This is a genomic window from Acinetobacter sp. SAAs474 (assembly GCF_032823475.1).
Taxonomy (GTDB): Bacteria; Pseudomonadota; Gammaproteobacteria; order Pseudomonadales; family Moraxellaceae; genus Acinetobacter.
The window spans coordinates 2,896,576-2,912,770 of the sequence record NZ_CP127915.1 but is presented as its reverse complement, the minus strand read 5'-3'; the positions used below and the strand labels follow the sequence as shown (position 1 = coordinate 2,912,770).

Annotated in this window: 13 protein-coding genes; 11 read left to right on the top strand and 2 right to left on the bottom strand. The window is 36.9% G+C overall.

From position 1 onward, the window contains the following. The first annotated feature begins 173 nt into the window (after window positions 1-173). The 5 genes from QSG86_RS14530 (at window position 174) to QSG86_RS14510 (ending at window position 7,590) form a co-directional block, all read left to right on the top strand. Window positions 174-710: a sigma-70 family RNA polymerase sigma factor gene (locus tag QSG86_RS14530; protein WP_317032155.1), complete on the top strand. Its 537-nt coding sequence runs from the start codon at window positions 174-176 to the stop codon at window positions 708-710. Window position 711: 1 nt separating this feature from the next. Further along, window positions 712-1,602 (top strand): FecR family protein, encoded by an 891-nt coding sequence (locus QSG86_RS14525; RefSeq protein ID WP_317032154.1) that lies wholly within the window; start codon window positions 712-714, stop codon window positions 1,600-1,602. A 66-nt stretch (window positions 1,603-1,668) separates the two neighbouring features. Beyond that, on the top strand, window positions 1,669-4,887 hold the full coding sequence (locus QSG86_RS14520; RefSeq protein ID WP_317032153.1) for a TonB-dependent receptor: 3,219 nt from the start codon (window positions 1,669-1,671) through the stop codon (window positions 4,885-4,887). 418 nt (window positions 4,888-5,305) lie between these two features. After that, window positions 5,306-6,034, top strand: coding sequence for a Slam-dependent surface lipoprotein (locus QSG86_RS14515; RefSeq protein ID WP_317032152.1), 729 nt, complete (start codon window positions 5,306-5,308; stop codon window positions 6,032-6,034). Window positions 6,035-6,090: 56 nt separating this feature from the next. Continuing rightward, entirely contained in the window at window positions 6,091-7,590 is a 1,500-nt protein-coding gene (locus QSG86_RS14510) for a surface lipoprotein assembly modifier (RefSeq protein WP_317032151.1), read from the top strand. 350 nt (window positions 7,591-7,940) lie between these two features. On the opposite strand, the gene QSG86_RS14505 is transcribed toward QSG86_RS14510, so the two are convergent. Together QSG86_RS14505 and pcaU are read right to left on the bottom strand one after the other, a co-directional pair. Then, window positions 7,941-8,621 carry an epoxyqueuosine reductase QueH gene (locus tag QSG86_RS14505; protein ID WP_317032150.1) on the bottom strand — a complete coding sequence of 227 codons (681 nt, stop codon included), beginning with the start codon at window positions 8,619-8,621 and terminating at the stop codon, window positions 7,941-7,943. Between the two features lie 500 nt (window positions 8,622-9,121). Next, complete coding sequence (gene pcaU / locus QSG86_RS14500) at window positions 9,122-9,937, bottom strand: IclR family transcriptional regulator PcaU (protein WP_317032149.1); 816 nt, start codon at window positions 9,935-9,937, stop codon at window positions 9,122-9,124. Window positions 9,938-10,450: 513 nt separating this feature from the next. Between pcaU and pcaB the strand changes: the two genes are divergently transcribed. The 6 genes from pcaB to aroD all read left to right on the top strand — a co-directional run bounded on the left by pcaB (window position 10,451) and on the right by aroD (window position 16,179). Then, entirely contained in the window at window positions 10,451-11,806 is a 1,356-nt protein-coding gene (gene pcaB / locus QSG86_RS14495; RefSeq protein ID WP_317032148.1) for a 3-carboxy-cis,cis-muconate cycloisomerase, read from the top strand. 124 nt (window positions 11,807-11,930) lie between these two features. Next, on the top strand, window positions 11,931-13,286 hold the full coding sequence (locus tag QSG86_RS14490) for an MFS transporter (protein WP_317032147.1): 1,356 nt from the start codon (window positions 11,931-11,933) through the stop codon (window positions 13,284-13,286). 14 nt (window positions 13,287-13,300) lie between these two features. Then, entirely contained in the window at window positions 13,301-13,762 is a 462-nt protein-coding gene (gene pcaC, locus QSG86_RS14485) for a 4-carboxymuconolactone decarboxylase (protein ID WP_317032146.1), read from the top strand. 2 nt (window positions 13,763-13,764) lie between these two features. Beyond that, window positions 13,765-14,490, top strand: coding sequence for a protocatechuate 3,4-dioxygenase subunit beta (pcaH, locus tag QSG86_RS14480; RefSeq protein ID WP_317032145.1), 726 nt, complete (start codon window positions 13,765-13,767; stop codon window positions 14,488-14,490). A gap of 15 nt (window positions 14,491-14,505) precedes the next feature. Further along, the gene (pcaG, locus tag QSG86_RS14475; protein ID WP_317032144.1) at window positions 14,506-15,135 is read left to right on the top strand and encodes a protocatechuate 3,4-dioxygenase subunit alpha; all 630 of its coding nucleotides are present in this window, start codon (window positions 14,506-14,508) and stop codon (window positions 15,133-15,135) included. Window positions 15,136-15,345: 210 nt separating this feature from the next. Next, the gene (gene aroD, locus QSG86_RS14470) at window positions 15,346-16,179 is read left to right on the top strand and encodes a type I 3-dehydroquinate dehydratase (protein WP_410487474.1); all 834 of its coding nucleotides are present in this window, start codon (window positions 15,346-15,348) and stop codon (window positions 16,177-16,179) included. Window positions 16,180-16,195: the final 16 nt, after the last annotated feature.

The window sequence follows — 16,195 nt, the reverse complement described above, 5'->3', positions numbered from 1 at the left end:
AAAGATGCTTGCGTAATATCAAATAGGATGATCTGTCTTTTACTAATGTTTTTAGCAGTTTTGATCAGATTATAAAACATGAATAATATGAGGTGAACGTTTCTCGTCAAAATTCGATTGTCAAAATCGAATTATTTAATGATAATGAGAATCATTTTGTATTGAGGTGCAATATGGCTCATTCTACAGCTGCAAGTCATCAATCTCTTGTTCAGTATTATGATGAATTGGTGGATTTCATCAGTCTAAAAACTGGTAACAGACAAATTGCCAACGATGTGGTGCAAGAAACATATTTACGTATTTTTCAACGTCCAGAACAATTTGTTGGGTTAATCCATCCTGCTGCCTTTTTAAAAAAGGTCAGTATTAATATTGCTTTAGACTTGTTAAAAAGAGACAAGATTTATCATAAATATTTTGATGCTTTAGATGATGGAAAGATTGATTTTATCGAAAATAAAATTGAGATAATTCGGCTTTCAGAGCAAGAGTTTAGTGTGGTCAGAGCACAATATACTGAAATGATTTTAAAGAAAATTTCAGCTTTAGCACCGGTTTGCCAAGATGTATTTTTATTAATTCAATTTTATGGCATGACACAGGTAGATGTCGCAAAGCAATTGGGGATTTCAAGAACGATGGTGATTAAACATTTTACCCGTGCATTACAACATTTCATTCCTCTGTTTGCTGAAGAGCAGAATTAGAATGGCGTTTAAACATGAGCATAAAATCGTCGATACACAATGCTTACAAGACACGCAGCGTAAACTTGCCAGTTTTGAAGATGATATTTTGCCTTACTTACCCTCGAAAGATGCGATTTTAGTTAGAGCAAAACAACGGCAATTAAAAAAAAGAGCTCTGACTGCGGCAGTGTTATCTATCGTGGCGATTGGTATGGCTATTTTTTATGCTAATCCGGTCTATCAGCAATTGAGCGTGCAAACAGTCAAAGGCGGACAAAAAATATGGACTTTGCATGATGGTTCTAAAATTCATTTAAATACCGAAACAAAAATACATGTTTTGCAACGTTTACGTAGCCAAGAGATTTTACTGCAGCAAGGCGAAGCCAGCTTTCAGGTAAATCATTCAAAATATAAATTTTTTCAATATTTTAATAGAACATTTAAAGTGATTGCAGGGGAAATGGAGATCGTTGATATTGGTACGGTATTTCATGTGTTAAAACATAATACAACGGATGCTACAGTTGCGGTAGAGACAGGGGAAATTGCAGTTAAAATTGGTGGTTCTTCTGCTGTGATGCTACATTTAATACAAGGCCAGTCTATCCGTAATCATCAGCAATATCTGGGCAAAGTCTCTTCAGTGAATTTACATGAAATAAAGGCTTGGCAATCTGGCGAAATTGTTTTTAATCAAATGCCCTTAATTAAAGCCATTGAAAATTTTCAACGCTATGCTGATTTTTCAGTGCAGATCGAAAATTCTGAGTTGCAGCATCTTCAGATTACAGGACAATTTAAAATTACGAACTATCAAAAATTTATGCAAATTTTACCCATATTAACTGCTGTAAGTGTTGAAAAAATTTCTGATAAGAAATGGATTATTAGAAAAAACAACTCATAGGGTTTACATTTCATTACGTTCAGTCGTCTTTGTAAATAGGAATCATTTATATTAAGGCGTGGCGTCATGAGTTTGAAGGAACAACAACATCAGCGATGGATTGATCCTCAAAGATTTAACAAAACAAACTTAAGCTCTGTTGTGGCTGCAATGATTTATTCAGCATCATTGCATGCCCAAGCGGTTGTATTAGATTTGCCGAGTCAATCTTTGCAACAGTCAATTCAGCAATTGGCACAGCAAAGTGGTATTGAAATTATTGCAGCTACGCAACAGGTACAAAATAAAATTGCGCCAAAAATTAAAGCGAATATGTCTGTTGAACAGGCATTACAGTCGTTATTACACGATTCTGGTTTGCAGGTTAAAAAGCAAGCCAATGTGTATGTGATTGTCGAAAATGGTGACTCAGCACAGCAAAATTTATCCAATTCTATTGCAGCTACACAGATCACATCAGATCAACAGCAGGTGAGTACAGTGCCAGCCATGGTACAGATGGATGTCATTAGCTTAAACGCGGATAAAGATCGTGATACGCAAGGTTATGATGATGTTTATGAAAAAAACTATTCCACCACATATGCGGGTAAAGATTTAATTGAGCGTTTTAAAGGGACTACACCTTCTGATTTATTCAAGGGTATGTCGAATGTCTATAGTGGTGATGCGCGTAATAGTGGTGCTTTAGATCCTAATATTCGTGGTATGCAAGGGCAAGGTCGTGTTCCGGTGACCATTGATGGTACAGAACAGTCTTTAACAGTTTGGCGAGGCTATAATGGGGCAAATAGTCGGAGTTATATTGATCCAAATTTGATTAGTGCTATACAAGTGGTCAAAGGTGCTTCACTGAATAGTGATATTAAAACGGGGATTGCCGGAGGGGTCGCTGCAAAAACCTTAGAGGTTGATGATATTGTTCGATCAGGTCAAACATTTGGTGCAGAAATAAAATTAGAAGGTGCCAGTAATACAGTAAAAGAGCGTTTACCGACATCTTATGTAGGACAAGATTACCGTGATGTGATGGATGAATTGGGGAAGAGTGGCTGGACCAATGTATATGAGGATCCCCTGACCAGTGTGGATCCTAAAGATCGCGCTGATCAAAAATTCCTTGATTTACAAGATCAAGCATTTCGAATTGCCTTAGCGACCAAACAAGATCGCTTTGATCTGCTCGCGGCTTATGCCTATAGAAATCGAGGTAATTATTTTGCTGGAAAACATGGCAGTGATTACTTTTTAAATCAAGGTGTTAATGATGGTGATAATGTCATGGTACCGAATATGGCCAAGTATTTTTCACCCAATGGCGAAGTGACCAATAGTTCGAGTGAAATGATATCGTATTTATTAAAAGGCACATGGCGACCTACGGATGATCAAGCCTTACAATTGACTTATCGAGATTCAAGCAATACTTATGGGGAAATTATGCCATCACGTATTTGGTGGTATACCTTAGATGGTTTACCGCAATGGCCTTTAAGTACCGTACGAAGTAAAGCATATCATTTAGAATATAAGTTCAACCCAGATCAGAGTCGTTGGTTAGATTTAAAACTGAATGTGTGGCAAACCGATACCCACTCTAATACCTATAGTTCTGGTGGCTTTGTAAATACGGTGATTGGTGGTTTTGATAGCGTCTATAGCTTTTGTCATCCCAATCCTGCGAATTTAACGCCAAGTCAGATCAGCAATTATGCAAGACTATGTAATGTTTACAAAAATATTTATGGTTCTGATCGTACGCCAAATAAGTCTTATCTTATTCAAGATACTGCATATACCCGTGCAAAAAATACCCGTAAAGGCATTACGCTAAATAATAAATTACAACTCTTGGATAATCTAAATTTAAATTTAGGCGTGGATTTGAGTAAAGAAAAATTAACCACAGACGATGATTTTATTGATGATAGAACCACATCTGGTGTTGCTTTTAGAATGCTACCACGGGCAGGACGTCGTTCTGAAAATCAATATTATTTTAATTTTGATTGGCAAGCCACTTCATGGTTAAGTTTTACCGCAGGGGCAAAATCAGTTTCTTATTGGTCATTTGATGATTATTTAAATCAATCAACAGGTGGTTCTAATACTATTAATAAAGAAGTTAGTAAGAAAATTTATATTAATTATGCATCAACGTATACGCAAGATGATTATAAAGCAGACGTAGCAGGCTATGAGAAAAAGCATAATATACCTATTACGAGTATATGGGATAACTATTATGCTAGCCAAATAGGAACTACAGTCACAAAAACTGAAGCCTATAATTGGTATGCTGATCCATCAACAGGGAAGTACAGTTCAGAGAATAATCCTATATTAAATGGGAGTGTGAATATTTCAGATATAAAAAATAATGTCCTCTCTACGAGATTGGAATCTATTACAACTCCAGTCACTGAAAATGTAGTAAAGAAAAAAGATCATAAAAATTGGGCACCAGCTTTATCTGCTGCAATCCAATTTAATCCTTATCATCGCCTTTATATTAATTATAGTGAAGCATATCGTTTACCTAGTTTATTTGAGACAACCCTTGGTTTTTCTGCTTCACAATCTGGTTATGATTTAAAACCTGAACATGCACATAATTGGGAAGTAGCTTATATTTATAATATGGAAAAATTTTTGAAATTAAACCAAGGTTTTGCTGATATAAAACTCGCTTATTTTAATAATAAAACCAATCATATGATTGAGCGCAATAATCGTTTGGTATTTACCAATGTCGATCAACAAAAAATAGCTGGCTGGGAATTAGCAGCACGTTATGATAATGGAAAAATATTTGGTGATTTATCTTTAGTTTGGAATCAAAAAAATAAAGTTTGTGATGAAAGTTCAGCATTATTAATGACAGGCCAAGCTGCTATAGGTCTAATAAATAATGGTGCTTGTGTTGATTATGGTTTTCAATCTGGTTATCTGGTGAATATGGCACTGCCTGAATACCAATTTAATTTGACATTGGGCACACGTTTATTTGATCATAAATTAGAGCTTGGGACACGTATTGTATATTTTGAAGGCTTTAAAAATCCATATCTAAATGTAAAGGATATCTCATGGTTTAATCAACCGTTACAGTGGCGAGATACTTGGACATTTGATGCCTATGCACACTATCAATATGATGAGCAGTTTGCTGTTGATTTTATTGGGACTAATCTTAGCAATCAATATTATCTTGATCCGATTAGTCGTTCAGCAACACCAGCACCGGGCCGTACCATTAAAATAGGATTAAGTTATAAATTTTAAATATATTTCTATTATATAGTATGGGGAAATAGATATTATTTAATTAAGATCTTATTTTTTAAATTAAATTTTCATCTATTTATTTATATTGATTTTTTTAAATTAAAATAATCTAAATAATTAAATTTACATCAAAATTTCTATTTTATTTTAAATAAAGTGGGAGATTTTTTTATATGTCTATCATTTTTATATCATAATTTTATTTTAGATTTTAATACAAAAAAATCTTGCAAAATAGAAATAAATCAGTTAAGTTAAACCCATTAGATGAAAATGATAATCATTATTATTTAATGGGTTTAACTTATTGTTTCCAGTATTTCATATAATAAATTAAGGAGATACAAAAGAATAAATATAATAGGTTAAACAAAATATTAAAAATTTTAACTTTATATAATTCAAAGGTATTAATATGAAATTTACACAACTTTCTTTTGCGTTAATTACATCTTTAGCTGTTATTTCTTCTGTACATGCAACTGTGGAGAGTAAATCTAGAGCTTCTACGGATCTTATTCTTTCATCAACAGCAGTTGCAGTAGGTATAAATGGTATGTTTGGTGGTACAGCAATGGATTTTGCGCATTTAAAAGCGTTTGGTGCAGATGGTCATGGGGTTTATCATTTTGCTGGATCTGACATTCCTGTTGCATCTCATCAAGGTTTAGGAGTATGGGGCTTTAAACAGATTGGTTCGAATGCAATTTATTTTGGTGAATGGGCCAAAGAAAGCAAAGACAGTACAGGAAATTATAGCAAACAAGCCGATGATGCTACACATACTGTATTTTATATAGGAGACCATGCTGACAGCAGTATTAGTTCGACAGGAACCGTGACTTATAACGTTTCTGGTCTAAATAATGGTAATTATTATGCCGGTAACTATAGTGCAAATTTTGATACCAATAATTTGACTGGTTCTTTAACTGATGATGTCGATACATTCAATATCGGTAATGCAACCATCAATGCATCGAATGCTCAAATTAGTGGTAATAATGCATTTTGGTCTGGTGCTAATCTGAATGCAACAGGCGGTGAGGTATCTGGTCAATTCTTTAATCATCAACAAGATTTAGCTGGTATTGCAACTTTTGCAGATCGTACACATGATATTGCATTTGGTGGCTCAAAATAAAAATGATATGGATTGGAAAGGCTCACTTGGTCATATTTTGCTATTTGAGTTGCTAAATGAATAATAATGCTGTGCAAAAAATAAATATTTTATGTCTTTTTATGATCGTGCCATCTTGGCTTTATGCAGCCGATGAGTATGATACAAGGCTAAGATTAGAACAAGATTTGTTACAGCAACATAGAGAACAACAACAAGCATTAAAACAGCAGCAACAGATGGATCAGTTACCCAGCCTGATGATTGAAGGGAAAATGATACATATTAATAATAATTTAAATGATCTAGGCCAAGCACTTTATCTGGCAGTCATGCAGAAGCAATGGCAGGCTGCCAGTATTTATTTACCACGTTATCTGGGTTTAGCAGGATATGATGTTGCATTGGCAAAATTTGCACAAGCTGCTTTAGCACGTGCGCAAGGACGTTTGGATCATGCTGAACAATCTTTTAAAGAGGCTTTAAATCTTCAGCCTCAAAATATTCCAATCCAATTAGAATTAGCCCGACTATGGACTGAACGTCAGAAAAATAAAGAAGCAAAACAATTATTTAATCAGATAAAAGTGCAACTTTTAGCTAGACAAGATCCGCTAGTACCACAGATTGTTAAAAGTATAGATATTTATTTACAAGGCTTATATCAACGAGATGCATGGCAAGGTTTAGTCAGCTTAGGCACACGCTATTCGACCAATATTAATAGTACTTCTGAAAAAAGTACAATATGGACTATTTATGCACAAGATCAAGATGGTCAAAATATACCTGTACGACAGGTGATACGGAAAACACCCGATGCTATCCATGCGACAGCATTAGATTATGAAGTAACGTTGAATAAACGTTGGTCTTTATCTGACTATCATGGTATTGCATTAAAGTCTTTGAGTTATGGCCGTTTTTATAGGCATGATCCAGATTATAATGAAATGACATTCAGTTTAAATCTCGGTTATAGCTATCAGAATCAACATCATCAAATTTTATTAGCGCCTATTGTTGAGCATCGTCGTTATCAAAATCAACATTTATCCACGGCTTGGGGAGGACGAGCTGAATGGATGAAAGTAATGGGTCAAGATAAAGCAATGAAGTTGGAATTAGTAATTAAAGATATTGATCATCAGATATATCGCAATCAAAGCGGTATAGAAACGGCTACATTTGCGACCTTCTGGAAAGTATTACCACAGCATTGGACATTGTTTGGTGGCATAGACTGGATCGATCACAACAGTCAAGAACAATATTTTACAGCATATCAGCAACAAGGTTTACGTTTAGGCTTAAGTAAACAATGCACATCAGGCTTAAATATGACGTTATTTAGCTCATTTCGTTGGCGTCAATATGACAAATTCAATCCAGTATTAGCGCAAAAAAGAGATGATTTTGAACAAAATTATACTTTGCTGATCCGTGTACCTCAGTGGAAATTTTATCAGATTACGCCTAATTTCACCTATCAATACACTAGAAATAAAAGCAGTGTGAATTGGCTATATACTTATGATAAACATATTCTGAGTTTAAAATTGGAGCGACGATTTTAAGGATTAACGGTTAATCGTAGCAGTATTTTCTAAACCCATCATGAGGAAAGCATAAGCTATACTTAATATATTCAATCAATTACTAACTATACCTATCATGTGAAATGGTCAGTATAAATTGATGGAAGATACTGTTGATATACTGACCTTCATCCATAATAAGAAATGATCTGTAGCATCTTTAGCATAGAATATACTGTGAATCTAAATCATCTGCTATTCGTACAAATTTGTGATGTCATTTTATAGGCTTAAAAGATGCAATCAGATCATGATATCTATAGCTAAGTTCAAGCCATATTTAAATCCATGATTTTGCCTTTAACTGATTAAGTCGACACTATCTAAAGTCATTCTAGTTGATGAATGGTTTCATCCATCGCATTTGAATAGAATTTGACACCCAATTGAATCCGATCTCGTCCATTTTTTATACGCCAACGATTGCTATCGCGTAGAGAGTACACACAGCCACAATATTCTTGTTGATAGAATTGTTCTTTTTTACTGATTTCAAGCATACGTACGGCACCACCATGTTTACGCCAATTGTAATCCCAATACTGAATACCGTCATAATGTGCTGCTGCACGATGACCGCAATCATTAATCTGCTGCATATTTTTCCAGCGGGAAATTCCTAATGAACTACTGATTAAACTAAAGCCATTTTCAGTGGCATAGAGCGCTGTACGCTCAAAGCGCATGTCAAAACACATGGTACAGCGAATTCCTTTTTCAGGTTCATTTTCCATACCTTTAGCACGTTTAAACCAATCATCAGTGTCATAATCACAATCAATAAAGGCAATATTATGTTTATTCGCAAAGCGAATATTTTCTTCTTTGCGAATTTCATATTCTTTAATAGGGTGAATATTGGGATTATAGAAAAATATAGAAAAATCGATTTCTGATTCAATTAGTGTTTCCATTACTTCTCCTGAGCAAGGAGCACAGCAGGAGTGGAGTAGTAATTTATTATGACCTGTAGGCAGTATCAGTTTTTGACGTTCGAGTTTATTTGACATAGTGATGAGATTGCAGTTGAAACTGCATATTTTAATCAGTTAAGTCAAATATAAATGATGAGTGTGATGATATTTTTTAAGTTTAACATGAATATAATTCATGTTGATCTGGATCAAAAAAACTGTACGGTGAATTCAGATTGGTTAATCGATGTTGATTTATTTAATAGTTGATTTATTGAATACCCGTCGCGATATCGAACTGGCTTGTTTGTTCGCATTGACCCTAGATAGATAAATCAAAACAGTAGTGCTAGCGGTCATATTGCACAAGAAAATCGAAAATTTCAAGAAAGCTTTAACTGTATTAAATGCCATTATGCGGCGAGTGTGGATTTAAATGCGTCATGCAACGGATCAGCGCTAGGATACTATTTTTACTGATATCAATATACTGGTCAATATTTTGACCAGAGTAGCTCAACAGATTGAAAATGAATTTAGTCGGATTGAATAATGATCGATATTAAGCTGCTTTAGACTGAATTTGATCTATGAACTTAAATCACATTTCTGAGCTCCCGAGCAGTTTCTTGTAATAAAGGTAATATTTGCTGGATTAAATATTCTTTGCTGCTACGTCCTGTTGAAGACACAATATTGAGTGCTGCAATCACATTACCTTTAGGTGCATAAATCGGGACAGCCAGTGCATGAACACCTAATTCATGCTCTTCACTAGAATAGCACCAGTCCTGTTGTTTAATTTTTTCCAAAAGTGCCAGAAATTGATCATTTTCAGTACAGGTATATTTTGTCAGGCGTTTCAGTGGATATTTATCCAACCAATTGAGTTGTTCTGTATGATCCAGATGTGCAAGTAAAATTTTACCTGCCGATGTTGCATGTGCAGGTAGTCGATTACCCAAATGTAATCCATAAGGATTAACGCGATCTGTTTGCTGATGTGAGGCGCTACGCGCAATGGTAATGGCTTCAAAACCATCTAAGACCATTACAGAAAAGATCAGTGACGTTTGTGTTGTGAGTAAATTTAATAATGGCTGACAAATTTTGGGTAATTGTGATCCACCTAAATAAGCACCTGAAAATTTTAAAACTTTTGCTGTTAAATAATAATAATGACCATCGTAATCTAAATAACCTAAATACTCTAAGGTTAATAAATGTCGACGTGCAGCAGCACGTGTTAATCCTGTTTTTTCAGCAACCAGCGTGCTATTTAAGCGATGTTTTTCAGGACCAAAGCATTCTAAAATCGCCATACCTTTACTGATTCCTGCAATAAAATCTTCATGTCGAATGATTTTTTGATTATCTGCATTTTTTAATATCCGACTGATTTCCTTCGACACGATTTTCTCCATAAAACAGCGATAAAATAGATTGAGCATGATGTTATTCACGCTTGAGCTTTTTAAATCTGGGTTAAATATAGTACAAAAATGCAATCAATGTTCGATCATCGAACGAAAGTATTATGGATCGAACAAAAGCCGTTATAAAAGCTAGCCGAATATTTAAAAAGTCACAAAAATAGCAATCAGGAATTCTAATAGAAATACTCGGGATTCAGCACTTGCGGTTTAAGCTGTTATGCATGCTGGTGTTGATGATTTATATGTAATGAGCAAAGTCGCAGATTTAAGCTTTATCAAAAGGTCAGCGATGATGGATGCGGTGGTATTAATCTAAGACCAGAATAATGAATGGGTTTATATTGATAACATGATGGTTTGATTGAATCTGCATACTTCACATGTGATTGAGCATCAATAGCAATGCTTGATCACTCATGCGAGTTGTAGTTAATCAAGTCATGGTGCTGACCACTCAGCACGGTAGAAAACGATTGAAGGATAGTGATCATGAGCCAGTTATATGCCAGCTTATTTTATCAGGATGATGTCACAAACATTTTTAGTGATCAGACTTTAATTGCCTATATGATTGAGGCAGAAGTTGCCTTGGCACAAGCTCAGGCTCAGGTCGGCGTAATTCCTCAATCTGTCGCCGTCACAATTGCGCAAGTTGCATCCACAGCATTAGAGCAAATTGACTTTGATGCTTTAGCGATTGCAACGGCTTTAGCAGGTAATATAGCAATTCCGTTTGTTAAACAATTCACTGCAATTGTCCAACACGTCGATGCCGAAGCAGCGGGCTATGTACATTGGGGTGCAACCAGTCAAGATATTTTAGATACCGCCTGTATTTTACAATGCCGAGCAGCATTACAGTGTGTGGAGGCTCTCATTGAGCAATGTTATCAAGTTGCGCTGCGTCAAGCTCAACAATATCGCTCACAGGTGATGATCGGACGCACATGGTTACAGCAAGGTTTGCCTATTACATTGGGGCATAAATTTGCCCGTTGGGCTTCGGTATTTTATCGTGATTTAGTTCGTATCGCAGCCATGAAAGAGCGTGTTCTTACTGCACAATTAGGTGGTGCAGTGGGTTCATTAGCTTCTTTACAAAGCCAAGGTAGCGCAGTTGTACATGCTTATGCTGCACAATTACAACTTTCAGTACCGACGTCCACTTGGCATGCTGAACGTGATCGTATGGTCGAAATTGCCAGTGTTTTAGCAATGGTGACAGGAAGTTTGGGAAAAATGGCACGCGATTGGTCGTTAATGATGCAGACCGAAATTGCTGAAGTATTTGAACCGACGGCAAAAGGTCGTGGTGGTTCGTCAACAATGCCTCATAAACGTAATCCTGTGGCAGCAGCCTCTATTTTGGCAGCAGCAAATCGTGTTCCAGTTTTGATGTCAAGTTTGTACCAAAGTATGGTGCAAGAACATGAACGAAGCTTGGGAAGCTGGCATGCAGAGTGGTTGGCTATACCTGAAATTTTTCAACTCTGTGCAGGGGCATTACAGCGTACTTTAGAGGTTTTAGATGGGATACAGATTAATCCTGAGCAAATGCAACGTAATTTAGATTGTACACAAGGTCTGGTGATGGCTGAGGCATTGATGATGGCATTAGCACCTCATCTCGGGCGATTAGCAGCCCATCATTTGATTGAATCTGCATGTCAGGCAGCAGTCGCACAAGGTGTACATTTAAGTGAGATTGTGATGACGCTGGATCAAGTGAAAGCACATTTTAATTCCACACAAATTTTAGCCTTATTTCAACCAGATACGTATTTGGGCAATATTCAAGCGCAAATTGATGCGGTATTGCAAGAAGCCAAAGGGCTATCGAAATGAATATCTATTACCAGCATTAATTCAGGCAATACATTCAACAGGAATGATTGTATTTAATTCGAGCTTAATCGCTTTTATTCATTGTTTATCGATTTTTTAAAGATTTTTAGCCAAGGAGGCAGGTATGGCGTCTCAGGAATACGCTACTCCAAAAACGAGTATAGACGCACAAGCACTGATTGATCAGGCTGCTATGAGTAAATATCAATGGATCATTGCAATCATCTGTTTTTTGATTGTCTTTGTCGATGGTATTGATACTGCTGCAATGGGTTTTATTGCACCAGCTTTGGCTCAAGACTGGGGCATTGATCGCTCGCAATTGGGACCTGTGATGAGTGCAGCATTAGGCGGCATGATTATTGGTGCTTTAGTTTCTGGCCCAACTGCTGACCGCTTTGGGCGTAAGATTGTTTTAACGATTTCAATGCTCATTTTTGGTGGTTTTACAGTCGCGTCTGCTTATGCTCCAGACTTAAATACACTCGTCGTGCTGCGTTTTTTAACCGGTATTGGTTTGGGTGCAGCCATGCCGAATGCCACAACCTTATTTTCTGAATATTGTCCACAGCGTTCTCGTTCTTTGCTGGTGACCTGTATGTTTTGTGGTTACAACTTGGGTATGGCAACGGGGGGATTTATTAGCAGTTGGTTAATTCCTGCATTTGGTTGGCACAGTCTATTTTTATTAGGGGGATGGTCACCGTTAATTTTAATGATTTTGGTGATGGTGTTTTTACCTGAATCTTATCGTTTTTTAATTGTTAAAGGTCGTGATCATCATAAAGTTCAGCAAATTTTATCACGTATTGCACCAACACAAGTGCAGGGTGTAACTGAGTTTCATGTACCTGAAGAAAAAGTCGATGCAACCAAAAATCAAGGCATATTTGGCATGCTGTTTTCTGAGCGTTATATCAAAGGAACCGTTTTACTCTGGTTAACCTATTTTATGGGTTTAGTCATGATTTATTTATTGACCAGTTGGTTACCAACTTTAATGCGTGAAACAGGTGCTTCTTTAGAGCGTGCTGCATTTATTGGTGGATTATTCCAGTTTGGTGGTGTGTTAAGTGCTTTATTTATTGGCTGGGCAATGGATCGTTTTAATCCAAACCGTATTATTGCAGGCTTTTATTTTGTAGCAGGAATATTTGCTTTTGCTGTAGGACAAAGCCTAGCAAATCCAACATTATTGGCGATTTTAGTCCTGTGTGCTGGTGTTGCAATGAATGGTGCACAATCGGCAATGCCTGCACTAAGTGCTCGCTTTTATCCAACACAATGCCGTGCAACGGGAGTCGCATGGATGTCTGGAATTGGCCGTTTTGGAGCAGTCTTTGGTGCATGGATTGGTGCAGTTTTGCTGGGGCATCAATGGTCATTTACGGCCATTTTAAGTTTGTTATTGATTCCTGCAACAGCAGCAGCAATTGCGATTTTTGTTAAATCACGGGTTGCACATACCGATGCGACTTAATGGAGATTTCTGTTATGAATGATGAACAGCGTTATCAACAAGGAATTCATGTACGTACCGAAGTATTGGGTGAAAAGCATGTAGGCCGTTCAATTGAAAATTTAAATGAATTTAATGCTGATTTTCAAAATTTTATCAGTCGTTTTGCTTGGGGAGAAGTATGGTCTAGACCAGGAATGCCTCGTCATACACGTAGTCTGGTCACGATTGCGATTTTATTGGCGCTTGGTCGTGAAGATGAATTAAAGATGCATTTACGTGCCTGCTTTAACAATGGTGTAACTCAAGACGATTTAAAAGAGCTACTGCTGCATTGTTCACTATATGCAGGTTTACCGGCAGCAAATGCAGCCATGCATCTGGCAGAACAAGTATTTGCCGAACTCGGAATGACACCACAAAAATTAAATCCTGCCGTACAACCAGATACAGCAGCAACACATCAAGACGAATGGAACGAAAACAAGAGGGATTAATTATGTCGCAACTTATTTTGGGTGCTTATGCACAACGCAATACTGATGATCATCCGCCAGCATATACACCAGGTTATAAAACAAGTGTTTTACGCTCGCCAAAAAATGCCTTGATTTCGATTGCAGAAACGTTAACGGAAGTGACGGGTCCACAATTTAGTGCTAAACAATTTGGTGCTCGGGATAATGATTTAATTTTAAATCATGCCCATGAAGGTTTACCAGTGGGTGAGCGAATTATCGTGCATGGTTATGTACGTGATCAATTTGGCCGTCCTGTTAAAAATGCCTTGCTTGAAGTATGGCAAGCCAATGCTTCGGGACGTTATCGCCATCCGAATGATCAATATATTGGTGCGATTGATCCTAATTTTGGGGGTTGTGGTCGCATGATGACCGATGCCAATGGTTATTTTGTATTTCGAACCATTAAACCAGGCCCATATCCTTGGCGTAATCGTATTAATGAATGGCGTCCAGCTCATATCCATTTCTCGTTGCTTGCTGACGGTTGGGCACAACGCCTTATTTCTCAATTTTATTTTGAAGGCGACACCCTGATTGATTCATGTCCAATTATAAAAACAATTCCTTCGGAACAACAACGTCGTGCGCTGATTGCTTTAGAAGATAAGAGCAATTTTATCGAAGCAGACAGCCGTTGTTATCGTTTTGACATCACATTACGTGGTCGTCGTGCAACATATTTCGAAAATAATTTAATTTAAGATATGGAGAATAAAATGAATCATTGGAATTTTCAGCAATTACATGAAACCCCATCTCAAACGGGTGGACCTTATGTACATATTGGTTTATTGCCTCAGCAAGCCAATATTCAGGTATTTGAAAATAATTTTAATAACCAACTGGTTCAGGAACAGACCTTAGGTGAGCGTATTCGTTTAGAAGGTCAGGTTTTAGATGGTATTGGTGTGCCACTACGTGATGTATTGGTTGAAATCTGGCAAGCAGATGCCAATGGCGTATATCCAAGTCCTGCCGATATTCAAGCCAAGATAGCAGATCCTCATTTTTCGGGTTGGGGACGTACTGGTGCAGACTTTGAAACTGGACTTTGGAGTTTTGATACCATTAAACCAGGGGCTGTGCCTGGGCGTAATGGATCAATACAAGCACCACATATTGCACTGATCATTTTTGCACGCGGTATTAATATCGGACTGAATACACGGGTATATTTTGACGATGAGCACGAAGCAAATACACAAGATCCTGTTTTGTGTGGTATTGAATGGGCGCCGCGTCGTCAAACCTTAATTGCTCAACGTATTGAACGTGATGGTGAAATTGTTTATCGCTTTGATATTCATATTCAAGGTGAAAATGAAACCGTTTTTTTTGATATTTAGTATTAATCAATCATTTGTAAATCACTGATATGGTCAACAGTAAACCACGATTTAATCTATTTTTATGATGTATTGGCTTGCCATATCGTGTGCGGTTACCTAACAGTGATTGAGTCATCTTAATCGTCAGATTTTAAGATGATTACATGGTGTTTAACGCATCAATTAAACCTGTGTAATAGTTTAAAAATACAAGGAAATGTAATCGTAATGTTGAAAAAAACTGTATTGCAATTGTGCCTAGCGAGTATGCTTTTGGCGACGATACCCTCTGTCTGGGCGGCACCATCTTATCAGGTTAAAAATCTGAAGATTGGGGAGCTACCAGTTAAAACAATTGTACCGATTACAGCCAGAACGGCAAGCCAAGCAATAGCACAAGCGCAACAGATTGCAGCACATCCAGATGTAGATATTGCTGAATTTCGTATTGATTTACTGGATTTTGCTGCTGATAACCGTCAAGTGATTGCATTAGGTCATCAGTTAAATCAAATTTTAAAAGATAAACCCTTGATTGCCACCATTCGCACTCACAATGAAGGGGGGCAGATGAAGATTTCAGATCAAGATTATGAAAAAACCTATCAAGCATATCTTCAGCACCCTTTTATGCAGTTGTTTGATATAGAAATGTTTCGTGACGCAAAGTGTGTGGCAAATTTGACGCAATTGGCGCATCAGCAAAATATTTTGGTGATTATGTCAAATCATGATTTTAATCAAACACCTGCTCAACAAGATATAGAACAACGTTTACTTCAACAGGATCAAATGGGCGCCGACATTTTGAAAATTGCAGTGATGCCTAAATCGAAGCAAGATGTCATGACGTTAATGAATGCAACTCAAGCAGTAAGTCAAAAAAGCACAAAACCCTTATTGACGATGTCAATGGGGCAATTAGGTACATTATCACGGATTGCTACTGCCAATATTGGAGGCAGCTTAAGTTTTGGCATGATAGGTGAGGCTTCAGCACCGGGGCAAATAGATGTTCAGCAACTACAGCAATTTTTAAAAACACTACAGCCTAGCCCTTAAAGTTTGACGATATAAA

What these genes read in the sequence shown, in the direction of transcription:
- QSG86_RS14515 (WP_317032152.1), top strand. Translation starts at nt 5,306, where the DNA reads ATGAAATTTACACAACTTTCTTTTGCGTTAATTACATCTTTAGCTGTT.
- QSG86_RS14520 (WP_317032153.1), top strand. Translation starts at nt 1,669, where the DNA reads ATGAGTTTGAAGGAACAACAACATCAGCGATGGATTGATCCTCAAAGA.
- QSG86_RS14490 (WP_317032147.1), top strand. Translation starts at nt 11,931, where the DNA reads ATGGCGTCTCAGGAATACGCTACTCCAAAAACGAGTATAGACGCACAA.
- QSG86_RS14525 (WP_317032154.1), top strand. Translation starts at nt 712, where the DNA reads ATGGCGTTTAAACATGAGCATAAAATCGTCGATACACAATGCTTACAA.
- pcaB (WP_317032148.1), top strand. Translation starts at nt 10,451, where the DNA reads ATGAGCCAGTTATATGCCAGCTTATTTTATCAGGATGATGTCACAAAC.
- pcaH (WP_317032145.1), top strand. Translation starts at nt 13,765, where the DNA reads ATGTCGCAACTTATTTTGGGTGCTTATGCACAACGCAATACTGATGAT.
- pcaG (WP_317032144.1), top strand. Translation starts at nt 14,506, where the DNA reads ATGAATCATTGGAATTTTCAGCAATTACATGAAACCCCATCTCAAACG.
- aroD (WP_410487474.1), top strand. Translation starts at nt 15,346, where the DNA reads ATGTTGAAAAAAACTGTATTGCAATTGTGCCTAGCGAGTATGCTTTTG.
- QSG86_RS14530 (WP_317032155.1), top strand. Translation starts at nt 174, where the DNA reads ATGGCTCATTCTACAGCTGCAAGTCATCAATCTCTTGTTCAGTATTAT.
- QSG86_RS14510 (WP_317032151.1), top strand. Translation starts at nt 6,091, where the DNA reads ATGAATAATAATGCTGTGCAAAAAATAAATATTTTATGTCTTTTTATG.
- QSG86_RS14505 (WP_317032150.1), bottom strand. Translation starts at nt 8,621, where the DNA reads ATGTCAAATAAACTCGAACGTCAAAAACTGATACTGCCTACAGGTCAT.
- pcaC (WP_317032146.1), top strand. Translation starts at nt 13,301, where the DNA reads ATGAATGATGAACAGCGTTATCAACAAGGAATTCATGTACGTACCGAA.